Here is a 21,823-nt window from a genome sequence, read left to right as displayed (position 1 = left end):
TCATGGCGTTTCTCCCTTCGATGGTGGGATCGAGCATCGAGCAGGACCCTCGAACCTCGCTCGAGCGAGCGAGTCGAGTTGTTCTCTAGCGGTGCGGCGCAGGCTGTCGCTGTGATCGACCGGCCGGCGCCGCCCGGATCGGTCACCCGTTCCCGAGCACAGGAGACACGCGTGATGAAGTCAGCACACGGCCAGGACGGCGCCGCGGACTGGGTGCTCTGCCCGGCATGCCTGATCCCGCTGTACGGCAAACGGTTCACCCGCGACCTCGGCGTCTGCGGCGAATGCGGCAGGCACACGCCGATCAGCGCGCGGCAGCGCGTGGAGCAGCTCGCCGACGAGGGGCGCTTCGAGCCGCTGGCGGTCGCCGCCACCGACGACGACCCGCTGAGCTTCACCGACACGAAGCCCTACCCGGAGCGACTGGCCGCCGCTCGCGCCCGCACCGGTATGCACGACGCGGTGCTGTGCGCGCTGGCCGCGATCGAGGGCCGGACGGTGGTCATCGCCGCCATGGACTTCCGCTTCCTGGGCGGCAGCCTCGGCACCGCGGTCGGCGAGATGATCACCGCGGCCGCCGAACTCGCCATGGAGCGGCGAGTTCCGCTGATCATCGTCACCGCCTCCGGCGGCGCCCGGATGCAGGAGGGTCCGCTGTCGCTGATGCAGATGGCCAAGACGAGCGCGGCGCTCGAGCAGCTGGACCGGGCGGGCATCCTCACCGTCAGCGTGATCACCGACCCCACCTATGGCGGGGTGGCGGCCTCCTTCGCCACCCTCTCCGACGTGCTGATCGCCGAGCCGGGCGCGCGGCTCGGGTTCGCCGGGCGCCGGGTGATCGAGCAGACCATCCGGCAGGAATTGCCGCCGAAGTTCCAGACCGCCGAATTTCTGCTCGAACGCGGGCTCATCGACATGATCGTGCCGCGAGCGAGTCTGCGCCGAGCGCTCGGCGCGTTGCTGCGGGTCGCGGGGCCGGTCGATCCCGCAGGGACCTTCGTCCCCGCGGACGCGGGAACGATCACCGATCCGGCCCGCCTTCCCGAGACCGATCCGTGGACGCAGGTGCGGCGGGCACGGGCCTCGCAGCGGCCGACCGCGCTGGACTACTTCGCATTGGCCTTCGACGAGTTCCGCGAACTGCGCGGTGACCGGATCTCGGGCGACTGCGCCGCGGTGGTCGGCGGAACGGCGTGGCTGGGCGGACAGCCGGTGATGGTGATCGGCCACCAGAAGGGACACGATCCGAAGGAGCTGATGGAACGCAATTTCGGCATGCCGACCCCGGCCGGATATCGCAAGGCGGCGCGGCTCATGCGGCTGGCCGAGAAGCTCGGGCTACCCGTCGTCACCTTGATCGACACGCCCGGCGCGTACCCGGGCGCGACCGCCGAGGAGCAAGGGCAGGCGATGGTCATCGCGGAGAACATCCGGTTGATGTCCGCGCTGCGGGTGCCGGTGATCAGCGTGGTGGTCGGCGAGGGCGGCAGCGGCGGAGCCCTGGCGCTCGGCGTGGCGAACCGGGTGCTGATGTTCGCGAACGGCACGTACTCGGTGATCAGCCCGGAGGGGTGCGCGGCGATCGTGTGGAACGATCCGGCCGCCGCACCGGCCGCGGCGGCCGCGCTCGCGCTGACCGCGCGGGACCTGCTTCGTCTCGGGGTGGTCGACGCGGTGTTGCCCGAGCCGGGCGACGACGTGGGCGCGGCGCCCGTGGCCGCGGCCGAACAGCTGCGCCGCGCCTTGGCGGCGACGCTGGGCGAGCTGACGGGCCGCAGCGGCGCCGAGCTGGCCGACGAGCGCCGTGCGCGCTTCCGGCGCTTCGGCGCGCGGCAGCAGGTCCTGGTCCGGTCGGTCGCGTAGGAGACGCCATGTTCGCGAAGATCCTGATCGGCAACCGGGGTGAGATCGCGCTGCGCGTCGCGCGCACCTGCCGTGAGCTCGGCGTGCGCACCGTGGCGGTGCACTCGGTCGCCGACGCCGAGTCCGCGGTGGTGCGTTTCGCCGACGAGGCGGTGCAGATCGGCCCGTCCGCGGCCAAGCGCAGCTATCTGAACGCCGCGGCCGTCCTGGCCGCCGCGCAACTCACCGGCGCGGACGCGATCCATCCCGGATACGGGTTCCTCTCCGAGTCGCCGGATTTCGCCGACGCCTGTCGCGCGGCGGGCATCACGCTGATCGGGCCGCCCGCCGACGTGATGGCCCAGCTCGGCGACAAGCAGTCGGCGCGCACCCTGATGGCGAAGGCCGGACTGCCGCTACTGCCGGGCAGCCTCGACCCGCTCGAACTCGACGAGGCGCACGCACTCGCCGATTCGATCGGCTTCCCGGTGATCATCAAGGCGGCGGCGGGCGGCGGTGGGCGCGGCATGCAGGTGGTGCACGAGAGCGCGGCGTTCCCCCGCGCCTATCAGGAGACCAGGGCGACGGCGCGGATGCTGTTCGGCGACAGCCGGGTGTATCTGGAGAAGTACCTGACCGCGGCCAGGCACGTCGAGATCCAGGTGCTGTGCGACGGCTACGGCAACGGCGTGCACCTGGGTGAACGCGACTGTTCCGTGCAACGCAGGCATCAGAAATTGATCGAGGAATCGCCGGCGCCGCAGCTGCCCGAAGGTCTCGCGGAGCGAATGGGCAGTTCCGCTGTGCACGGTGTGCTCGAAGCTGGCTATGCCGGCGCCGGAACCGTGGAATTCCTGGTCGATGGGGACGGCAATTACTATTTCATGGAGGTGAACTGCCGAATTCAAGTGGAACATCCGGTCACCGAGATGGTGACGGGCATCGATCTGATCGCCGAACAGATCCGGGTCGCGGCCGGGGAACGGCTCGGCATCGATCAGCGAGATATCGTCCTGCGCGGTGCGGCGATCGAATGCCGGATCAATGCCGAAGATCCGGCCGCGGAATTCGCGCCCGCCCCGGGCGTCCTGGCGGAATTCATTCCGCCCGGCGGTCCTTTCGTACGTGTCGACACCCATGCGCACGCCGGTTATTCGATCCCCCCGCACTACGATTCGCTGCTGGCGAAATTGGTGGTTTGGGCGCCGGACCGCGACCGGGCGCTCGCCCGGATGCGGCGGGCGCTGGCGGAATTCCGGATCTCCGGCGCCCGCGTCGTGACCACCCGGGATTTCCTGGGCGAGGTGCTCGACCATCCGGCCATGCGCGCCGCGACGCATACCACCGGATTGGTGGACGAGTTGCTCGGGCGGGGATGAGCGCGCGTGCCGTTCGCCCGGCCCGCGGTGGTCCGGGGCCGGGCTGCGCGGCGGCGCTGTCAGGCGGGCTCGGCGGTGACGGTGCGGAACTCGGGGGAGTGCCACCCGATCAGGTATCCGGCATGGCGGCTGTTGAGCATCGCGCTCACCGAGACGTCCGAGGCGGCCAGGATGTCCTGGTGCAGCTGCTGCAGCTTCCGGCAGGGGTCGAGCCCCAGTTCGCCCTGCATGAACCGGCTGAACTGCTGATAGGAGGCCAAGGCGCGGGCGCGCTGTCCCGACCGGCACAGGGCGAACATGTAGTACGCCTGGAGCCGCTCGTGCAGCGGGTGCTGCATGGTCAACCGCGCCAGGTCGGGGCACACCTCGCGGTGCCTGCCCAGCCGCAACTCCGCCTCCACCCGCAGCTCGATATTGGTCAGCCGCAGGTGGTCCAGATGTGAGATCTCGGCGGCGAGCGGGATGCCGCCCTCCACGTCGACCAGCGCCGGGCCGCTCCACAGCGCCTCCGCGGCGTTGAACAGATCCACCGCGCGCTGGTCGTCGCCGGTCTTGGCGGCGCACCGGGCGGCTTCGGACATGGACTGATAGTCGCGCAGGTCGAACACGCAGTCCTTGACGTCGAAGGAATAGCCTTTGCTCCGGGTGCGGAGAAAACATTCCGCTACCTCGGCCTGCCCCACCCCGAGCTGTTCGGCCATCTTCTTGCGAATTCCGAGTACATATGTCTGCACGACGGTCACCGCGCTGCGGGGGGGATCGTCGTTCCACAGTTCTTCGATCAGGGTCGTCACCGGGACAACGGTGTCGTGCCTGACCAAGAGCAGTGCCAGCAACTGCCGCTGCTTCTGTGCGGTCGGCGTGGCGTTGCGATTGTTGAGAGCGAGCGTCAATGGACCTAATACGCGTGCACAAACTGGATACTTCACTGGGATCTCCCCTACGGGCGACTGTCCCCCCGACCGATGTGAGATTCTCGATTCCCACCGCGCTGTAGGCACATCAACAGTAGCGAGAAAGCGGTGTCGACTCAATGAATCCTGAGTAATATCGGAGTTAATTCCCGACGATACCGCTTCGAATTCTCCGCTCTCCCAAGGAGATTCGCCCGTTATTTGCGATCGCGGTCAGGCGCGGCGAATCAGCAGGATGTTGTCTTTTCGCGTGCCCGGTTGGCCTTCGGGTCCGGCCTGCTCGCGTTCGGCGAGCCCCTCCACTTCCACCCGCCATTCGGCCGGGTCGAGCGCGAGGCCGGCGCGCACTTCGGCGGTGGTCGGAAAGTGGACGTCCGCGGGCGGTTCCAGCACCCAGCTGGGCCATTCCGCGTGCCCGACGATCAACAGCAGCCCGCCGGGCGCCACCGCCTCGGCGGCCCGGCGCAGGATGCGCGTCCGCTCGCCGTCCTCGGCCAGCGGGGAGTGCAGATACTGCGCCGTGACGAGGTCGAAGCGCCCGGACGGGAAGGTGTGGTCGAGATCGTGCCGCTGCCAGTCGATTTCGCTGGGAAGTTCCTGTCGTGCGGCGTTGGCCCTCGCGCGAGCCAGCGCGGTCTCCGAGACGTCCACGGCCGTGACCCGCCAGCCGCGCTCGGCCAGCCAGATCGCGTCGGCGCCCTCGGCGCAGCCCAGGTCCAGCGCCGTACCCGGGGCGACCGCTTCGATCTCCCGCACCAGCAGGAAGTTCGGTCGTCCCGACCAGACCTGGTCGCGTTCCCGGTAGAAGGATTCCCAGTACTCGACCGTCGTCGGCGTGGTCCGGTCGTGGTGGTGTGTGGCACTCATGCGACCCACCATCCACCGGCGCGGCCGGATCGGCAAATATCGTTGCCGGTTCGGCAACCTGCCCGCGCCGCCGCGCCGGTCCGGGTCACGACCCCCTGCGGCTCAGCAGTCGTCGAGCGGGTCGCGCAGGATCATGCCCTCGGCGGCGCGCAGGCGCGTGGTCATGGTCGTCAGCAGGTCGACGGAATCCTCGGAGAGGCCGATGGCCGTATGCAGCAGTCTGCGCAGCCGCGGGCTGGTCAGCCGGGCGGCGATGGTGCTGTCGTGCTCGGTCGGTTCGGCGTCGAGCTGTCGGTCGAGATTCACGGGAAGGTACTCACAATCGGTCATCGGGCCCCCTGGAACCACTGTGGATGCGCCGACCGTGCCAGGAACGATGGGTAGGCACGGGCGAAATCGTTCCGGGGCGCAGCGTACATCGCACACAGTTGGTCGCTGGACCGGGTCGGAATGGTTGCCGGTGGTCTCCGTGCCGCAGTCGGTTCGGTTCGTGCGTGCCGTGGCCGTGCCCGCTCCGGTGCCGAGACCGCGTCCATTGTTCCACTCTCGCTGGGGATTTCGGCAACCCGCGCCCGTCCGCGCAGGTCGCGGACGCGCCGCGCGACGCACCGGCGCACCCGCCACAGACCCTCGGTCCGTTCCCAGATCTGGGAAATTCGCCTGTCGGCGACGCGGCCCGCCGGAAAATCGGGGGCTCGGATCGTGCGCACATGACACGATGGGGACGGCCGAGCAGGTACCGACCGATGAAGGGTCAGTCATGGGGCATCTCGACGACCGGGTAGCGGTGATCACCGGCGGCGCCCGGGGGCAGGGCCGCGCGCACGCCGTGGCGCTGGCGAACGCGGGCGCGGACATCGTGGTGTGCGATATCGCCGCCCCGCTGTCGGGCCTGCCCTACGAGCTGAGCACGCCCGACGATCTGGCCGAGACCGCCGCCCTGGTCGAGCGGGCCGGCCGCCGCTGCGTCGCCGTGCAGGCCGACGTGCGCAGCTTGGCTCAGATGCGGGAGGTCGCCGAGCGCGCGCTGGCGGAATTCGACCGCATCGACATCCTGATCGCGAACGCGGGCATCGCCTCCAACTCGCCCGTCGCCGAGATGGACGAGCGGTTGTGGCAGGACATGATCGATACCAACCTGACCGGCGTGTTCCACAGCTTCCGCGCGGTGGTCCCGCACATGATCGAGCGCCGCTGGGGCCGCGTCGTGGCCACCTCGTCCATCGTGGCGAAGATGGGCGTGCGCAACGCGGCGCACTACGCGGCGAGCAAGTGGGGCGTGCTCGGACTGGTGAAATCGCTGTCGCTGGAGGTGGCGGAGTACGGCATCACGGTCAACGCCCTGCTGCCCTCCGGCGTGGACACCGACATGATCCAGAACCCGGCGACGTGGCGGCTCATGGTGCCGGACAAGGAGAACCCGACCAAGGAGGACTGGATGGCGATCATCGAATCCGGTCCGCCCAACGGCGATTTGATCCAGCCCGCCGAGGTGGCCGAGGCGGTGCTCTTGCTGGTCTCCGAACACGGCCGCCACTTCAACGGAGAGGCGATCACCATCTCCTGCGGCGGGAGCGCGAGTACGTCCTAGCGGCAGGCCGGCTCGTCCCGAAACGGCGGGCGACGACCGTGGTTCGCGCCTGTACAGAGCTCGCGGGCCATGCTTCACTGGAAGCGCAAGGTCTGTGCAGTGCCAGCTTCCGGCCAGGAGTCAGCGCATGTCCCGACACACCGAACGGACTGACCCGCTGAGGTTTTCGGTGTGCCGCCCGCGCCGCGACGTCACCATGCTGATGGTCGCGGGCGATATCGATGTCGCGACCGCCCCCCGATTGCGGGCCGAGCTGGTGGGCACCTACCTTCGCCGCGCGGCCACCCTCGTGCTCGACCTGTCGCCGGTCACTTTCCTCGCGGCGGCGGGGCTGAGCGTATTGGTCGAGGCGCAGACCGAGGCCACGCGCGCACGGCGGCGGATCGTGCTGATCACCACGGTGCGGCCGGTGGACCGGGCCATCGAGATCACCGGCCTGGCCGACCGATTCCACCGGGTCTCCTCGCTGGATGCCGCCCTCGTACAGCTCTCGCCCGGTTACGACGAGACCGCCTGAGGCCGAGCCGAGCGGACGCGTTCGGCGGCCCGGTGGGGGCCGCCGAACGCGTCCGCTGACCGCCGAGCAGAGGCCCGGCGGTCAGCTATCCGTCCGCAGCGTCAGTGGCGGCGCGACTCGATCGCCTCGCGGGCCGCCTGCGCGGTCTGGGCACTGCGTTCGCGCGCCAACTGCGCGGTCTGGGCACTGCGTTCGCGGGCCAGCTGCGCGGTGAGCGCGCCGCGTTCCTTGGCGGTCTCGGCGATCTCCGGTCCGCGCTCTTTGGCGATCTCCGCCCATTCCGTGCCGCGTTCCTTGGCGAGCTCAGCCCATTCGCCTCCGCGCTGCTTGGCCAGCTCGGCGAGACGGGCACTGCGCTCTTTGGCGATTTCCGCCCATTCGGCCCCGCGCTCCTTGGCGACCTCGGCCCAGTCGGTGCCGCGTTCTTTCGCGACCTCGGCCCAGTCGGCGCCGCGCTCCTTGGCGACTTCGGCCCACTCCGACCCGTGCACCTTGGCGGTCTCCGCCAGCTCGCTGCCGTGTTCCTTCGCCGCTTCGGCCCACTCCGGCCCGTGCCGCTGGGCGGATTCGGCCAGTTCGGCGCCCTTGCTCGCGGCGACCGCTCCCAGCGCCCGCGCCCGTTCCGCGGCCTCGTGCGCGTGCTTGCGCAGCGCAGCGCCGGTCGGGGTGTCGGAGGTCGCGCCGAACGGCAGTGCGGCGGTGACCGCGGCAGCGGCGTCCCGTGCGGCCCGGCGGCCGCGCCAGCCCAGCGACGGCTTGCCCTCGGTGTCGGCCGCGGCGATCATCAGCCCGCCCAGCAGTCCGAGGTCCTTGAGGAACGCGTTCCGCTTCGCCGACTTGCGTGCCGGATCCTGCTCGTTCCAGAAATCCTGCTCGGTGACGGCCGCGGGCACGACGGTCGCGGCGAGCACCAGCGCGGCCAGTCGCGGCGCCTTGCCGAGGGCAAGCAGTACGCCGCCGCTCACCTGAGCGAGAGCGTTGACCTGCACGACGGTCGTGGGATTCGATGGCAATTTCGTGGCGATCTCTTCGGGCAGCTGGCGGTGCCCCCGTTCGAGCAGTGCGTTCGCTGCCTTGACCCGCTCGTCCGGGCGCCGCAGCGTATCGACCCCGTCTACGACGAACGCGGTGGCCAGCAGCGGCCGGGCGAGTCGGCGCAATAACATGACAGAACCCCTTCCCTTGATGTAGTCACAATTCGGATTCCCGCGCGTCCGGTGACCAAACAAGCCGGTCCGCCGCCGTGTGAAGACCGCCTCATCCGGGTAACAGCTATTCGAGCGAGATCGATCCAGGGGAAGAGGCGCATCGCGCACGCCCCCTGCTCCGCCGGAAGGTATCTGCTGTGAACATCCGTACGGCCACAACGGCTTTCGAAGCCGTCGTCGCCGAGTTGCCCGCCGCACCGAGGTGCACGTTCCGTTTCGACTCCGTGCCGTGTCGCCATCGCGCGGAATGGTTCATCCGTAAACGGTCCTGCTGCCACTCGGCGGGTGTGGATTTTCTGTGCGAGACCTGCCATACCCGCATCCACTGGATGCTCGACATGGGCATGGCGTTCGAATGCACCGGCTGCGGAGTGCGCTCCGACAGCTTCGGGGAACTCTGCCCGACCGCGGCTCCGCTGTGAGCACTCAGCGGCCGTCGGCCCGCTTCGGGGTCGACGCCTCGATGGTGCGCTACGTGGCGAACGCCGCGGGCCGGGCCCTTCGGATCACCGGATAGCGGTGGACGCGCGCAGGAACCGGCCGGTCCGGCGGGTGCCGAGGACCGGAGCGGGAGCGCCGTCGCCGAAGACCGGCACACCGCCGACGAACACCGCGGTGACTGTGTCGTCGTTGCGGTTCACCATGCGCGACAGGTTGTCGAACGGGGCGATCGGGGATTCGCGGTAGGCGTCGAGGGAGTCGTCCAAGCGGGCCGGATCCAGGACGACGACATCGGCTCGGTCGCCCACCCGCAGGTGCCCGGCGTCCAGGCCGTACCAGTCCGCGAGTTCGCCGGTGAGCCGGTGCACCGCCTGTTCGACGGACAGGAACGGGCGACCCGCTTCGGCGGCGTCGCGCACGCGGCGCAGGAAGCGCAACCCGAAGTTGTAGAACGCCATATTGCGCAGGTGCGCCCCCGCGTCGGAGAAGCCAAGCTGCACGCCCGGGTCGGCGGCGAGCCGATCGAGCACCTCCGGTCGATGGTTGGAGATCGTCGTGCGCCAGCGGACCTTATCGCCGTGCTCCACCACCAGGTCGAGGAACGCGTCCACCGGATGCAGGCCGCCGCGCTCGGCGCCCACCTGGCCGAAGGATTTGCCGATCACCGCCGGGTCGGGGCACTCGACGATCCGCGCGTCGAAGAAGTCGCGGTGCCACACTCTGGGCCCGAATCTCTTGTCGTAATCCGCGCGGAAGCGGCGTCGATAGTCCTCGTCGCGCAGCAGTTCCCGGCGTTTGTCCACCTGGTCGGCCAGGTGCAACGCTTCGGCGCCGGAACCGAACTCCTCGAACACCACCAGGTCGATGCCGTCGGCGTAGACCTCGAAGGGCACCGGAAGGTGCTGCCAGCGGAAGTTGCCGCCCAGCGCGTTGAGCACCCGCGCGATCAGGGGGAACAGGTGCACCACGCCGGGAAGAGCCTTGATGTCGGCGGCCGAGAGCAGGCTGACCTTCAGCGGCCTGCGGAACAGGCCGAGGCTGGCCGCCGCCATCGTGACCAGGCTGTGCGGCCGGGACACGTCGGGTCCGCCTTGCAGCGCCCCGCCGCGCCGGCGCAGCACGGCATTGAGCCTGCGCCGTTCCCGGGTGGTGGCGTAGGTGGAGGGCAGGGTGCGCGACCGGCACACTTCGCCGTCGAGTTTGTCGAACATCAGTTGTTGCGAGGACATCCCGACGAACCCGGCGTCCAGCGCCTCGGTCAGCTTCGCCTCCATCCCGGCCAGTTCGGCGGCGTCGGGCCGGACGTCCTTGCGGGTCGCGCGCTCCAACCCCAGTTCGGCCGCGCGGATGTCCGAATGCCCGATGAACGCGGCGACGTTCGGGCCGAGCGGCAGTCGTTCCAGCGCGGCCGCGTACTCGTGCGCCGAGCGCCAGGTCTTGTGCGCGTCGACCGCCGCGACGACGTGCTTGCGCGGAATGGCCTCGACCCGCGCGAACAGGTCAGCCGCGTCGGCGGCGTCGACGTGGACGGTGGACAGCGAGCACGAGCCCAGCAGCACCGTGGTGATGCCGTGGCGCACCGATTCGGTCAGCGCCGGATGCTGTAGCACCTCCACGTCGTAGTGGGTGTGGATGTCGAGCATGCCGGGCAGCACCCACTTCCCGGTGGCGTCCACGATGTTCGGACAGGCCGGGTCGTGGAGCGGCTCGGCCGAGACGGTCGCGACCCGCCCGTCGTGGATGCCGAGGTGCCGGACGGCGGAGGGGGCGCCGGTGCCGTCGAACCAGCGGCCGTTGGCGATGATGGTGTCGTACATGGGTCTACACCTCGAGATCGGTGCGCACGACCTTGCCGGTCGCGTTGCGCGGGAGTGCGGTCGTGGTCAGCCGCCAGCGGGCGGGCACTTTGTAGTAGGCGAGCCGCTCGGCGGCGAACGCGCGCAGCTCGTCTTCGGTGGTCGCGGTGCTGCTCTCGACCACGACCAGGGCCGCGACCTGCTGTCCGAGGTCGGCGTCGGGCACGCCGACGACCGCGCATTCGCGCACCGCGGGATGCTCGTCGAGGCACTGCTCGATCTCCGTGGGATAGACGTTCTCCCCGCCGCGCAGGATGAGATCCGAACGGCGCCCGGACAGCCGCAGCCTGCCGTGCTCCAGCACCCCGATATCGCCGGTGCGCAGCCAGCGGTCCGGTGTGATCGCCTTGGCGGTCGCCGCCTCGTCCTGCCAGTACCCCAGCATCACATAGGGGCTGCGCACCCAGATCTCGCCTTCGACGCCGTCGGGGACCACCTCGCCCGCGCTGTCGCGGATCTCCAGCGCGACCCCGACGACCGGTCGTCCCACGGTGTCCGGGAACGCCGCCAGCTCGGCCGGGCTCGCCAGCGTCGCGGCGGTGCTGCATTCGGTCAGCCCGTAGCTGGTCACCAGCGCGTTGCGGGCGACAGGCAGCTGATCGCGCAATTTCTGTTGCAGCGCGGCCGAGGACGGCGCCGAATTCAGTGAGAAGGCGGCCAGCGAGGACAGGTCGTAGCCGGACAGGTCGAGTTCCAGCATCCTGGTGGCCATGGTCGGCATGGCGCCCCAGTTGGTGATCCGTTCGGACTCGATCAGGCGCAGCACCCGGTCGGCGTCGAACGACCCCTGGTGCAGCACCGCCGCGTCGCCGGTGACCAGCCGGGGGACCACGAGGTTGTGCAGGCTGGCGATGTGGAACAGCGGCGAGGTGACCAGGAAGCGGCGACCGCTGGGCAGCTCGCCCGCCCCGGTGAGCGCGGCGGCCAGCGCGTCGTTGAAGACGTGGTAGTCGGTGACCGCCACCAGGTTGCGGTGCGAATGCACCGCGCCCTTGGGGCGTCCGCTGGTGCCGCTGGTGTACAGGATCACCGCGGGGTCGTCTTCGCCGATCTCGGCGTCCGGCAGGGTGTCGGTCCGGTATTCGGTGACGAGCGCGGGCACGTCGTGCTCCATGGTGAGCACCGGGGTCCGGATGTCGAGCTCCGCCACCAGCGCGGCCCGCTTGGCGTCGACGACCAGCACCGCGGGGCTGGTGTGCGCGACGCCGTAGGCGACCTCGCGCGGCGCCCACCACGCGTTGTAACCCACCGCGATCGCGCCGAGCGCCTGGGCCGCCCAGAAGGTGAGCACCCACTCGGGTGTGTTCGCCGCCAGAATGCCGACCCGGTCGCCCTTTCCGACGCCGTATCGGTCCCGCAGGGCCGTGGCCAGCGCCGCGACCGCGGCGGCGTGCTCGGTGAACGAGATCCTCCGATCCGCGGTGACCAGGTAGTCCCGATCGCCGTGCGCCGCCGCGGCGACGAGCACTTCGCGCAGCGAGGATTTGCGGTGGCGCACCACCGGCATCGGTGCGCCGAGCACGTCCTCGACCACCATCTCGAATCGACCGCCGGGTCCGGTGAGCCGGGCCGCGGCCTGCGCTACGAACGCCTGCGGGTCGATGGGCTTCGTCATATCGGGTACTTCCTCGTCACTGCGCAGGGTTGATTCGTCACGGCTCGGGCACCAGGACCGCTCGGCCGGTGACCAGGCCGCGTTCGAGCCGGTCGAGGGCGTCGCGGCCCTCGGTCAGGGGGTAGCGCTCCACCTCGACGCGTAGCTTGCCGGACGCGGCCAGCGCGACGGAGTCGATCAGGTCGGATTTGGTGCCGCCGTAGGACTTTCGGACCGAGGCGCCCCACGGCCAGCCCGTGCCGCCCGCCGGGGCCGCGGTGATCTCCGGAGTGCCGCCGCCGAGGCCGATCATCCGGTATGCCCCGTTCGGCGCCACCGACTCGACCGCGAGCCGGGCGGTCGCGTCGACGCCGACGAAATCGAACACCGCGTCCGCGCCGCGGCCCCCGGTGCGGTCGAGGATCTCGCGTGCGGTGTCCGAGCCCGCGACCAGTCCCTCCGCGGCCCCGCACCGCAGCGCGAGGTCGAGCTTGTCGGCGTTGACGTCCACGGCCAGCACGCGCGCCGCCGTGGTCGCGGCGAGGATCTGCACCGCGACGTGACCGAGCCCGCCGATCCCGACGACCACCGCCACCGACCCGGGTCCGAGCTGCTCGCGCGCGCCACGGATGGCGTGATAGCTCGACAGCGCGGCGTCGGCCAGCGGCGCTGCCCCGGCGAAGTCCAGGTCGCCGATCGGCACGAACGAACTCGCGGGCACGCGGATGTAGTCCGCCATGCCGCCGTCCGGCCCCAGGCCGGGACAGGGCGGCATGGCGGTGCGGCCCGCGGCGTGACAGACGTTCTCGTTGCCGCCGACGCACTCTCGGCAGACCCCGCACGACCAGCACAGATACACGATGCCGCGCTCACCGGCCCGGCGGCCGTCCACGCCGTCGCCGACGGCCTCGATGGTGCCCGCGATCTCGTGGCCGAGGGTCAACGGCTCCTCGCGCATCCGGAACGGGATGCGCAGCACGTGCAGATCCGAATGGCAGATGCCCGCCGCGCCCACGCGCAGCAGCAGGTCGGTGGGACCGATCCGTGGGATCGGTACCTCGCGCAGTTCCAGCACACCGGGCGCGGTGAGCTGCAGTGCCCGCATCATCCGCGGATCGCCGCGAAGGCCGCGCGCAGATAGGCGTCGGCGCGGTCGGAGCCGATCAGGCCGGGTGCCATCCGGTTCATCGTGTAGGCGAACGTGGTGCGGTGCTCGAGGTCGTTGACCACCATCGCGCCGCCGTAGCCCGCCCACCAGCACACCCGGCCGTCGGGCACTTCCGGCGCGGTCTGCCGCTGGGGCAGCCCGTAGCCGATGCCGAACCGCAGTGGCAGCAGCAGCGCGAGATCCACGCCGTCGGACTGCTGCCGGAAGATCAGCTCGATCGTCTCATCGGACAGCAGCCGCCGCCCGCCGAGTGCGCCCCCGCAGGACACCAGCGACTGCACCCGCGCCACCGAACGCGCGTTGCCGTGGCCGTTCACCGCGCCGATCTCGGCCTGCCGCCACCCCGCGCTCGTCGTCTCGGCGATGTCGAGCAGGGGGCTGGTGAGCGTCTTGACCAGCACGCTGTCCTGGTCGAGCGCGGCCATGTCGAATTCCGGCATGGCGGGCGGGACCAAGGTGGCGATCCGCGCGTGGTGCTCGGGCGCGGTGCCGATGTGGAAGTCCGCCCCCAGCGGCCCGGCGAGTTCCTCGGCGAAGAACCGGCCGAGCGAGCGTCCGGTGACGCGGCGGATCACCGCGCCGATCAGGTGGCCGTAGGCGAGGGCGTGATACCCCGACGCGGTGCCCGGCTCCCACCACGGCGGCTGGCTCGCGAGGCGGGCGGCGGCGGCTTCCGCGTCGTAGATGTCGGCGAGCTGGATCGGCGGCTGCCAGCCCGAGACGCCGGAGGTGTGCGCGAGCAAATGGCGGATCTCGATGTCGCCCTTGCCGTTCGCGGCGAACTCGGGCCAGTAGTCGGCCACCTTCGCGTAGACGTCCAGTTCGCCGCGCTCGACCAGCAGCAGAGCGCTGAGCGCGGTCATGGTCTTGGTGATCGAGAAGACGTTCACCAGGGTGTTCTCGGTCCACGGTGCGGTGCGCCCTGGGTCGCGGTAGCCGCCCCAGAGGTCGACGACCGGTTCGCCGTCGACCGTGACGCAGATCGACGCGCCCAGTTCCTCGCCGGAGGCGAGCCGGGTCTCCAGTTCCGTTCGGACCCGCGCGAAGCGCTCGGCGCAGAAGCCCGATGTCTCGGTGCCTGTCGTAGTGGTCATCCCGGCCTCACACGTGTTCGAGCGGCCGAGCCGCAACCGGCAGGGCGTTGCCCGCGGCGGCGGCCCGTTTCGCGCCGCGCGCCAGCTCCCGCCGCAGATCCCGCACATACGGTTCGAACTCGATCTGGATGGTGTGCCGGGGCGAGTCGTAGTAGCGGCCGGTCCTGGCCGATTCCGCGGACCGGATGGCCGCCCGCATCTCCTCCGCCGACGGCGGGTGGTAGCGGCCGGTCAGGTAGGCGGCCACCAGCTTGCTCTGCTGCTCGGCGAAGTTCACCAGCGTGGGCAGCGGCTGGGCCAGCCCGAGGAAGAACAGATTGTCGATGCCCGGTTTGATCATCTGCTTGAACAGCGGGAAGCGATTGTCGCTGTCGGGCAGCAGTTCGGGATCGGAGAAGAACGGGAAGGAGATGCGGTAGCCGGTGGCGCAGACGATCACGTCCACCTCTTCGGCGCTGCCGTCGGCGAAGCGCACCCGCGATCCCTCCAGCGCGGTGATCGCGGGCTTGAACCTGATATCGCCGCAGCCCGCGCGGTGCAGGAACTCCTCGCTGGCCGACGGATGCGCCTCGAACGGCAGGTGGTCGGGCGCGGGCAGGCCGTAGTCCTCCATGTTGCCGCGGAACTTGCGGACGAAACGCTGTTTGAGCTTCAGGCCCAGCTTCGGCGGCATCCACCGCGGCATCGAGCGCTTGTCGCCGACCTTGCCGTTGACGTATTTCGGCAGCACCCAGACTCCGCGCCGGGCGGAAACGTAGAGCTCGGCGGCGAGGAAGCGCTGCGACAGCTCGGAGGCGATGTCCAGGCCGGAGTTGCCCATGCCCACCACGACGACGCGTTTGCCGCGCATGTCGACGGGGTCGAAGGGGTCGTTGTAGGCGTGGCTGTGCAGCAGCGTGCCGTCGAACTCGCCGGGGTAGTCCGGGATCCGCGGGTCCCAGTGATGGCCGTTGCAGACGACGAGCGCGTCGTAGTCCCTGGTGCGCCCCTCGCTCGTGGTGATCAGCCAGCGACCGTCCGCGCCCCGCTCGGCCGCGGTGACCTCGGTGTTGAACACGATCCGGTCGCGGATGCCGAAATGGTCGACGTAATCGCGGAAATACTGGAACAGCTGCGAGTGGTGGGGGAAGTCGGGCCACTCGTCGGGCGCCGGATAGTCCTCGAATGCCAAGCGGAACTTGGACGTGTCGATGTGCAGGCTCTGGTAGCAGGCGGACATGCCGTTGGGATTCTTGAAATACCAGTTGCCCCCGACTTCGTCGGACGCCTCGTAGCAGTCGAAGGGGATGCCGTGGTCGTTCAAGCGTTTGGCTGCGGTGATCCCGGAGGGGCCCGCGCCGATCACGCAGACCCGGGGGAGTGCGGTTGACGTCATTCACTGTCCTCGTGCTGGAGGGCCGTCGCGCAGGACGGCCGAACGTCCGATGCGGGTCGCGCACCGGAGTGACGTAGGCAACAAAATAGCACTGGGTAGACATAGTGTCTAGTGAGTGACGCACTGTCTATCGAGACTGCCCCCGCGTAGACTCGGCGAGCGGTAGCCGCACGTCAGCACATCTTTTACGGATACGAGGTAGCTGTTCACCATGCGCACGAACGCCAATGCGAACCTGCGGGACGAGCAGAAGCAGCAGACCAGGGCCCGCCTGCTGGAGGCCGCCAAGGAGCTGTTCGCCACCCGCGGTTACGCGGCCGTGCGGGTGGACGACATCGCCGCGGCGGTCGGCTGTAGCCGCGCCACCTTCTACCTGCACTTCGCGGGAAAGCTGGAGCTGCTGCGCGCGATCGCCGAGCAGGGCACCGCGCCCACCGCGTTGCACTTCTATCAGGATCTCGACCGGGTGCTGGAGACCGGTTCGCGCGCCGAGTTCGCCGGCTGGATGGCCCGCGCGATCGAGTGGTTCCACGAGTACAAGGACCTGCTGCCCGCGTGGGACGAGGCGACGGCGCTGGAGCCGGAGTTCCGCGAGATCGCCCGCAACGGCATCCTCGCCCTGCCCAACGCGATGACCGCCTACCTGGCCGGGTGGCCTGCCGAGCGGCGAGACGAGGCGCGGTTGCGCGTGGAACTGCTGGTCGCGCAACTGGAACGATTCTTCACCCGATGGGCGATGCAGGGCACCATCGACGTCTCGGTGGACCAAGCCGTCGAGGTGCTCACCGACATCTGGTTTCCCGCGCTGAGTGCGCCGACGGCGGCGAGCTGAGCGGGCCGGTGCGACGTGTTCCGCCGCGCGGTCGGCACGGCGTGCGCGAAACAGCGCGCGGCGCAGCAGTTGTCATCGAGCGGATCGCGGGGCCGCCGCGGTGGGCGCCAATTGGCGTTGCCTGATATTTGCTGATTGTCCGGGCCGGACCCTGGACCGACCCGATTCGACGGTGGCCCGCGAATCTGTCGGCGGCGTGGGGCATCATCTGTGCACGCAGCCAACCACGCAATCGCTCGGAGTCACCATGCCGTCGCCACGAACCAAGCCGCAACCATTGTCGGACAGCGAGATTCAACAGATCGCCACGGACATAGCCGGTGGCCGCCCGCCCATGGTGTGGTTCACCTCGGCCGCGGTGGGCGTTCCGGAGGGGCGCTCGGGCAAGGTGATCGCGCTCGGCGACCCTGCCGACGGTGATTTCCTGCAGGTCCGGCCGACCGGATCGAAGGATGTACTGTCCTTCTCTCCCGTCGAGGTGACCTTGACCAAGCCGCCGCGAGGGGCGGCGGGCGCCACCGCCCAGCCGAAGTCGTCAACCAGGAAGGAATCCCCTGTGACCCAGCCGTCGACCGCGACGAGCTCCGCGCCGCAGCCCGCTCAGGCGAGCGCACCCACGGCGGCTGCCGCCCCGAAACCGGCGCAGGCCGCCGGCGAGGCGAGCCGAGCCGAGAGCGCGGGCAAGCAGGCCCCGGCGACGCCCAAGCCCGCCAAGGCCGCTGCCGCCCGCAAGGCCAAGGCGCCCGAGGTCACCGTGACCCTCACCGGCACCGCCGACGGCGAGTGGTCGGTCGACGTGGTCAGCGGCAAGAAGCGCACCCTGCGCGGCTTGCCGGTGGCCGGTTCCGCGGTGGCGCAGGCGGCGAAGATCCTGCATCCCGAGGTCGCCGAGGTGGTCGCGGGCGTGCTGGATGCGCTGCGCGGAGTGCAGGAGGCCAAGGTGCAGCAGTTACAGGCCGAGCTCGAGGAGGCCAAGCGCCTGCTGGACGAGCTGAGCGACTGACTCACACCGCGGGGCTGGCCGCGCGCCAGATCCGGCGCTCGGAATCGGCGGTCGGGCGGCGCAGGTCGTCGTGGAACGCGTAACCGAGCGAGTCGTGCTTCGCGTGGTACATGGCCGCGTCCGCGTCCCGCAGCAGGCTGTGCACGTCGGGGTCCGAGCTGCGCGGACCGACGCACGCGACGCCGACGCTCGCGGTGATCGGGATCTCGCCCGCGCTCAGCCCGAACGGCCGGACGAACGCGCCGAGCAGTCGTTCGGCCAGCACGGCGGCCTCCGGCCGGGCCAGCGCGGCGAGCACGACGAATTCGTCGCCGCCATAGCGGCTCACCACGTCCTCGCGGCGCACCACCCGCCGGATGCGGGCCGCCGCCGTCGCGATCAGTTCGTCGCCCACGGCGTGTCCATAGCTGTCGTTGACCCGCTTGAAGCCGTCGAGGTCGATGAACAGCAAGCAGATCGGTTGTTCGGCCCACTGTTGCGCCCGCTGCCGCAGGGCGCGCAGCAGCGCCGATCGGTTCAGCAGTCCGGTGAGCATGTCGTGGTCGGCTTGGTACTGCGCACGCCGCTCGCTGCGGGCGCTGCGCACGATCGCCCGCTCGCTGCGCACCAGCATGCCGATCAGCAGCAGCGCGAACAGCGACGACACCACCACTCGGTCCACCGCGTGCAGGCTGGACCCCACCACCGGCACCAGCGAGGCCACGATCAGCGCGATCGCGATGAGGCTGGCGCGCTGCCGGGAATGGTGCGGGTGGATGCGCCGCGGCGTGCCGAGCGCGGCCATCGTCGGGTGCAGCGCCGCCACGCCGACGGTCGCGTAGGCGACCAGCAGCGGAGCCAGCAGCACCTCGCGGCCCAGCGCGGTCGCGCCCGCGGTCTCCAGGCTGTAGCCCAGATCGCCGAGCAGCACCGCGACCAGTCCGGCGTGCAGCAGCCAGAGCGAGGTCTCCGCGCGCGTGGAGGTGGCCATCGAGTGCGCGACCAAGGTGAGCAGCAGTGCGTCGAGCACCGGGTAGGTCGCGGCGACCAGCACGTCCAGCCCGGTCTCGGTGGACTGCAGGATCGGTGAGATGAGGAAGGTCCACGAGGCGAGCAGCGCGCCGAGCCCGATCAGGGCGGAGTCCAGCAGCAGGTCGTAGTCGCCGTGCACTTGGCGCGGCCACAACCAGATCAGCGCGGCGAGCCCGACGCCCAGATAACCGAGCAGGGTGAACCCGTCGTCGAGTGGATGGACCGCGTGGTCGCCGATGTCGCGCAGCGTGGTGCCGGTGGCGAACAGCACCGCCGAGCCGGACAGCAGATACCACGGCAGCGGGTGCGCGGGCCGGTGGGTGTGCAGGCCGATGGCGATCATGGCGAGGGTCGCCCCGACGATGGCCACCATCGTCACGAATGCCACCAGCTGCGAGTCCAGCGCCAGGTGAACCGCGATCGCGGCCACGCTTCCCCCCAGAAGCGCCGCGTGCCAGCCCGGTCGAAGATTCGGCCGACAGTTGGTCTGTGGCTGTTCACTGGGTGTCATCAGCCCCCCTTGGTCGCTCCGTCCCCGGTGAACCGGGCCGCGTAGTAGATCTGCGAATCCTCCACCGCGACTTCGACGTCCGCCTGTTCGTCGAGCACCGCTCGAATACTGTCGGCGAACGAGAACCGAGTGTTGTTGTACGAGCAGATGTCCCAACCGACCGCCGCGCGTTCGGCAACCAAAACATGGACAACTGATTTGATCATGGCATGGAACGCGGCCCCTTGGCGGGCACTTGGCGCAACAAGGGTGAAACCCGCGTAGTAGATCGCCGCGCGCGCCGCGTGTTCGGGATAGCGGGCCGCGAAATAGTCCGGGCTGATCCACGGAACGGTCTCCAGATGCCTGGTCAGCGTGGTCACGCCGATCGGTTCGCCGTCGGCGTGCGCTACGTACTTCTGCACGCGAGGGTCGAGCATCTCCTCCCGGAATTCGTCGGCGTGCAGCACCTGCCGTGCGATGGCCTTCGCGCGCAGCGGTCCGAACGCCTCCTCGTAGAGGCGGTGGAACAGCGCGATCCGTTCCTCCGGAATCGTCGTCTCGACGGTCACGGAGATCTCGCTCATCGCGGACCCCACGGAATGGTGTGATAGGCCGCCAGGACCAGCGCGCAGGCCGGGTCGCCGTCGGAGGTGGCGGTCGCGGTGCACAGGTGGACCGGGCCGAAGCCGTCGCCGCGGCGGCGGGTCATGTCCGCCAGACTGGCCCGGATCAGCGCGGTCACCTCGTCGGTGGTCTCGGCTTCGTGCTCGACGAAAAGTCCTGCGCCGGAATCGTCGTCGCGCAGCGCCCAGCCGATGCCCGCCGCGGCGGTCGAACCGCGCCCGTAGGCGTGTCGCACGGCGTACACGCAGTAGAGCCGGTCGCCCCAGGGGATCGGCTTGCGCACCCGGCCGATGCGTTCGACGGTGGCGCGCGGCGGGATGACCGACGACAACCGGATCAGGTTGGCCTCGCCCACCCCGAGGTCGCGCAGCGCCGCGTCGAACGCCGACATGGCGGTCGGTCCCGCTCCGGTCGCCGCGCCGATCTCGATGGTCAGCGGCGCCGGAAGGGGCCGATCCAGCGGGGGCCGCAGCCGCTCCGGGCGCGACCGCGCGCGTAAGTCGCCGCGTGCGGCGTCGTGCGTCATGAGCCCTCCCGATCCGACACGGCCACCGAATTTGCAGGCCGGTCTTGCTTCGAAATCGACTGTGCGTCACGAACCGCGATCGCGCACCCAAGCGCGCCGAAACCAAAGCTCGCGCGGCGTGTCTCGTACCCTGACACGACCGACGAGAACAGCGAGGAACGAGCGTGCGGACATGGGTAGCGCCGGGACGGGTCAATATCATCGGTGAGCACACCGACTACAACGACGGCTACGTCCTGCCGATCGCGTTGCCGCTGGTAGTGCGGTGCACGGCGGCCGCGCGCACCGACGGACTGATCCGGGTCGGCTCGCGGCAGCGGCCCGGCGAGCCGGTGGTCGTCGCGGTCGGCGACCTCGCGCGGCAGCGGGAGCGGGTGCCCGGGTGGGCGCGCTATCCGCTCGGCGTGGTCGCCGAGTACACCCGGCGCGGTCATCGGATTCCCGGCGTGGATCTCGACCTCGACGGCGCGGTACCGATCGGCGCGGGGCTGTCGTCCTCGGCGGCGCTGTCGTGCGCTGTGGCCGTGGCGCTGCGTGATCTGTTCGCGCCCGAGCTGACCGACCGCGCGCTGATCGATGTGGCCCGCGCCGCCGAGAACGACTACGTCGGCGCTCCGACCGGCCTGCTCGACCAGTCGGCCGCGATGCTGTGCACGGCCGGGCACGCGCTGCTGCTGGACGTGCGCGCGTTCGCCGCCGACACCACCGCGCCGCGCGGGGCCGGGCACGAGCAGATCCCTTTCGATCTCGGCGCTTTCGGACTCGAACTGCTGGTGATCGATACCGGGCAGCCGCACGAACTGGTCGACGGCCGCTACGCCGAGCGTCGCGACCAATGCGCGGCGGCGGCCAGGGCGCTCGGCGTCGCCACCTTGCGCGAGGTGAGGTCCGCGGCGGACGCCGACCGGATCGCCGACGGCGTGCTGCGCCGCCGCGCCAGGCACGTGGTGACGGAGAACGCCAGGGTCCTCGAGGTTGCCGAAAAATTGCGAGAGGGCGTCGACCCACGCGGAATCGGCCCGATACTGACCGCGGGACACGCCTCGCTGCGGGACGATTTCGAAGTGTCCACCCCGGCCCTGGACGCCGCCGTGGAGGCCGCGCTGGCGGCGGGGGCGCACGGCGCGCGGATGGTCGGCGGCGGATTCGGCGGGAGCGCCATCGCGCTGGTCGACCACGACCGCACGGCGGCCGTGGTGGAGTCGGTGCGACGGCGTTTCGCGCGGGCGGATCTCGCCGAGCCGCGCACGTTCGTCGTCGTTCCCGCCGCCGGAGCGCACCGGATCGGCTGAGCGACCGTCCAGAATTTGTGCGCGAATGTGCTACGCCGGTACCGCCCGATCGCGCAGAGTATGTTCAGCCGACACCATTCGGCGGGCGACGAGGAGGTCGCGCGCGCCGGGCACAACCAGCACGACGCACGATCTCGCTCGCCGCCCCGGTTTCACCGCCAGGAGGAACGCTGTGCCGCTCGCCGCTCCATCCGTT

The 21,823-nt window shown here is 70.2% G+C and carries 20 protein-coding genes; 8 read left to right on the top strand and 12 right to left on the bottom strand.

Translation table 11 applies throughout. The features are described 5' to 3' along the window. Window positions 1–174 precede the first annotated feature (174 nt). Window positions 175–1,863, top strand: a complete 1,689-nt coding sequence (gene accA, locus HOV91_RS10035) for an acetyl-CoA carboxylase carboxyl transferase subunit alpha (protein WP_174185241.1) — start codon at window positions 175–177, stop codon at window positions 1,861–1,863. An 8-nt stretch (window positions 1,864–1,871) separates the two neighbouring features. Then, window positions 1,872–3,221 carry an acetyl-CoA carboxylase biotin carboxylase subunit gene (locus tag HOV91_RS10030; protein WP_174185178.1) on the top strand — a complete coding sequence of 450 codons (1,350 nt, stop codon included), beginning with the start codon at window positions 1,872–1,874 and terminating at the stop codon, window positions 3,219–3,221. Between the two features lie 59 nt (window positions 3,222–3,280). Here HOV91_RS10030 and HOV91_RS10025 read toward each other — a convergent pair whose 3' ends face one another. The 3 genes from HOV91_RS10025 to HOV91_RS10015 all read right to left on the bottom strand — a co-directional run bounded on the left by HOV91_RS10025 (window position 3,281) and on the right by HOV91_RS10015 (window position 5,332). Beyond that, a complete protein-coding gene (locus tag HOV91_RS10025; protein WP_174185177.1) occupies window positions 3,281–4,114 on the bottom strand; it encodes an AfsR/SARP family transcriptional regulator in 834 nt (277 codons plus the stop codon). Window positions 4,115–4,348: 234 nt separating this feature from the next. Continuing rightward, the gene (locus HOV91_RS10020) at window positions 4,349–5,002 is read right to left on the bottom strand and encodes a class I SAM-dependent methyltransferase (RefSeq protein ID WP_174185176.1); all 654 of its coding nucleotides are present in this window, start codon (window positions 5,000–5,002) and stop codon (window positions 4,349–4,351) included. A 102-nt stretch (window positions 5,003–5,104) separates the two neighbouring features. Further along, entirely contained in the window at window positions 5,105–5,332 is a 228-nt protein-coding gene (locus tag HOV91_RS10015; protein ID WP_174185175.1) for a hypothetical protein, read from the bottom strand. Between the two features lie 430 nt (window positions 5,333–5,762). Here HOV91_RS10015 and HOV91_RS10010 point away from each other — a divergent pair, with 430 nt between their 5' ends. Both HOV91_RS10010 and HOV91_RS10005 read left to right on the top strand, forming a co-directional pair. Continuing rightward, on the top strand, window positions 5,763–6,593 hold the full coding sequence (locus HOV91_RS10010) for a mycofactocin-coupled SDR family oxidoreductase (protein ID WP_174185174.1): 831 nt from the start codon (window positions 5,763–5,765) through the stop codon (window positions 6,591–6,593). 127 nt (window positions 6,594–6,720) lie between these two features. Further along, window positions 6,721–7,110, top strand: coding sequence for an STAS domain-containing protein (locus HOV91_RS10005; RefSeq protein WP_174185173.1), 390 nt, complete (start codon window positions 6,721–6,723; stop codon window positions 7,108–7,110). Window positions 7,111–7,211: 101 nt separating this feature from the next. Here HOV91_RS10005 and HOV91_RS10000 read toward each other — a convergent pair whose 3' ends face one another. Further along, entirely contained in the window at window positions 7,212–8,276 is a 1,065-nt protein-coding gene (locus tag HOV91_RS10000; RefSeq protein ID WP_174185172.1) for a DoxX family protein, read from the bottom strand. A gap of 179 nt (window positions 8,277–8,455) precedes the next feature. Here HOV91_RS10000 and HOV91_RS09995 point away from each other — a divergent pair, with 179 nt between their 5' ends. Further along, window positions 8,456–8,740, top strand: a complete 285-nt coding sequence (locus HOV91_RS09995; RefSeq protein ID WP_174185171.1) for a hypothetical protein — start codon at window positions 8,456–8,458, stop codon at window positions 8,738–8,740. 84 nt (window positions 8,741–8,824) lie between these two features. Here HOV91_RS09995 and HOV91_RS09990 read toward each other — a convergent pair whose 3' ends face one another. The 5 genes from HOV91_RS09990 to HOV91_RS09970 are packed head-to-tail and all read right to left on the bottom strand — an operon-like array spanning window position 8,825 to window position 15,846. Continuing rightward, a complete protein-coding gene (locus tag HOV91_RS09990) occupies window positions 8,825–10,576 on the bottom strand; it encodes an N-acyl-D-amino-acid deacylase family protein (RefSeq protein WP_174185170.1) in 1,752 nt (583 codons plus the stop codon). Window positions 10,577–10,580: 4 nt separating this feature from the next. Continuing rightward, on the bottom strand, window positions 10,581–12,230 hold the full coding sequence (gene casG, locus HOV91_RS09985; protein WP_174185169.1) for a steroid-24-oyl-CoA synthetase: 1,650 nt from the start codon (window positions 12,228–12,230) through the stop codon (window positions 10,581–10,583). Between the two features lie 37 nt (window positions 12,231–12,267). Then, window positions 12,268–13,314 (bottom strand): NAD(P)-dependent alcohol dehydrogenase, encoded by a 1,047-nt coding sequence (locus tag HOV91_RS09980; protein WP_174185240.1) that lies wholly within the window; start codon window positions 13,312–13,314, stop codon window positions 12,268–12,270. After that, window positions 13,314–14,471 (bottom strand): serine hydrolase domain-containing protein, encoded by a 1,158-nt coding sequence (locus HOV91_RS09975; RefSeq protein WP_174185168.1) that lies wholly within the window; start codon window positions 14,469–14,471, stop codon window positions 13,314–13,316. The genes HOV91_RS09980 and HOV91_RS09975 overlap by 1 nt, the downstream gene beginning before the upstream one ends. 7 nt (window positions 14,472–14,478) lie before the next feature. Continuing rightward, window positions 14,479–15,846, bottom strand: a complete 1,368-nt coding sequence (locus tag HOV91_RS09970) for a flavin-containing monooxygenase (RefSeq protein ID WP_174185167.1) — start codon at window positions 15,844–15,846, stop codon at window positions 14,479–14,481. 211 nt (window positions 15,847–16,057) lie between these two features. On the opposite strand from HOV91_RS09970, the gene HOV91_RS09965 reads away from it, so the two are divergent. Next, window positions 16,058–16,678, top strand: a complete 621-nt coding sequence (locus HOV91_RS09965; RefSeq protein WP_174185166.1) for a TetR/AcrR family transcriptional regulator — start codon at window positions 16,058–16,060, stop codon at window positions 16,676–16,678. 247 nt (window positions 16,679–16,925) lie between these two features. Next, on the top strand, window positions 16,926–17,681 hold the full coding sequence (locus HOV91_RS09960) for a DUF6319 family protein (protein WP_174185165.1): 756 nt from the start codon (window positions 16,926–16,928) through the stop codon (window positions 17,679–17,681). A 1-nt stretch (window position 17,682) separates the two neighbouring features. Here the strand turns inward: HOV91_RS09960 and HOV91_RS09955 are convergent, their stop codons facing one another. The 3 genes from HOV91_RS09955 to HOV91_RS09945 form a co-directional block, all read right to left on the bottom strand. Continuing rightward, the gene (locus tag HOV91_RS09955; RefSeq protein ID WP_312884544.1) at window positions 17,683–19,122 is read right to left on the bottom strand and encodes a diguanylate cyclase domain-containing protein; all 1,440 of its coding nucleotides are present in this window, start codon (window positions 19,120–19,122) and stop codon (window positions 17,683–17,685) included. 80 nt (window positions 19,123–19,202) lie between these two features. Then, window positions 19,203–19,769, bottom strand: a complete 567-nt coding sequence (locus tag HOV91_RS09950) for a hypothetical protein (RefSeq protein ID WP_174185163.1) — start codon at window positions 19,767–19,769, stop codon at window positions 19,203–19,205. Beyond that, window positions 19,766–20,335, bottom strand: coding sequence for a pyruvoyl-dependent arginine decarboxylase (locus HOV91_RS09945; RefSeq protein ID WP_246349960.1), 570 nt, complete (start codon window positions 20,333–20,335; stop codon window positions 19,766–19,768). Before HOV91_RS09945 ends, HOV91_RS09950 begins: the two co-directional genes overlap by 4 nt. Before the next feature lie 164 nt (window positions 20,336–20,499). Between HOV91_RS09945 and galK the strand changes: the two genes are divergently transcribed. Next, window positions 20,500–21,627 (top strand): galactokinase, encoded by a 1,128-nt coding sequence (galK, locus tag HOV91_RS09940; protein ID WP_174185162.1) that lies wholly within the window; start codon window positions 20,500–20,502, stop codon window positions 21,625–21,627. The last annotated feature ends 196 nt before the right edge of the window (window positions 21,628–21,823 follow it).

This window comes from Nocardia barduliensis (assembly GCF_013315795.1).
In the GTDB taxonomy this organism is placed as follows: domain Bacteria; phylum Actinomycetota; class Actinomycetes; order Mycobacteriales; family Mycobacteriaceae; genus Nocardia; species Nocardia barduliensis.
This window is presented reverse-complemented; position numbering and strand designations above follow the sequence as displayed.

Coding starts and splice junctions, on each gene's coding strand:
- accA (WP_174185241.1), top strand. CDS start 175: ATGAAGTCAGCACACGGCCAGGACGGCGCCGCGGACTGGGTGCTCTGC.
- HOV91_RS10030 (WP_174185178.1), top strand. CDS start 1,872: ATGTTCGCGAAGATCCTGATCGGCAACCGGGGTGAGATCGCGCTGCGC.
- HOV91_RS10020 (WP_174185176.1), bottom strand. CDS start 5,002: ATGAGTGCCACACACCACCACGACCGGACCACGCCGACGACGGTCGAG.
- HOV91_RS10015 (WP_174185175.1), bottom strand. CDS start 5,332: ATGACCGATTGTGAGTACCTTCCCGTGAATCTCGACCGACAGCTCGAC.
- HOV91_RS10010 (WP_174185174.1), top strand. CDS start 5,763: ATGGGGCATCTCGACGACCGGGTAGCGGTGATCACCGGCGGCGCCCGG.
- HOV91_RS10005 (WP_174185173.1), top strand. CDS start 6,721: ATGTCCCGACACACCGAACGGACTGACCCGCTGAGGTTTTCGGTGTGC.
- HOV91_RS10000 (WP_174185172.1), bottom strand. CDS start 8,276: ATGTTATTGCGCCGACTCGCCCGGCCGCTGCTGGCCACCGCGTTCGTC.
- HOV91_RS09990 (WP_174185170.1), bottom strand. CDS start 10,576: ATGTACGACACCATCATCGCCAACGGCCGCTGGTTCGACGGCACCGGC.
- casG (WP_174185169.1), bottom strand. CDS start 12,230: ATGACGAAGCCCATCGACCCGCAGGCGTTCGTAGCGCAGGCCGCGGCC.
- HOV91_RS09980 (WP_174185240.1), bottom strand. CDS start 13,314: ATGCGGGCACTGCAGCTCACCGCGCCCGGTGTGCTGGAACTGCGCGAG.
- HOV91_RS09975 (WP_174185168.1), bottom strand. CDS start 14,471: ATGACCACTACGACAGGCACCGAGACATCGGGCTTCTGCGCCGAGCGC.
- HOV91_RS09970 (WP_174185167.1), bottom strand. CDS start 15,846: ATGACGTCAACCGCACTCCCCCGGGTCTGCGTGATCGGCGCGGGCCCC.
- HOV91_RS09965 (WP_174185166.1), top strand. CDS start 16,058: ATGCGCACGAACGCCAATGCGAACCTGCGGGACGAGCAGAAGCAGCAG.
- HOV91_RS09960 (WP_174185165.1), top strand. CDS start 16,926: ATGCCGTCGCCACGAACCAAGCCGCAACCATTGTCGGACAGCGAGATT.
- HOV91_RS09950 (WP_174185163.1), bottom strand. CDS start 19,769: ATGAGCGAGATCTCCGTGACCGTCGAGACGACGATTCCGGAGGAACGG.
- HOV91_RS09945 (WP_246349960.1), bottom strand. CDS start 20,335: ATGACGCACGACGCCGCACGCGGCGACTTACGCGCGCGGTCGCGCCCG.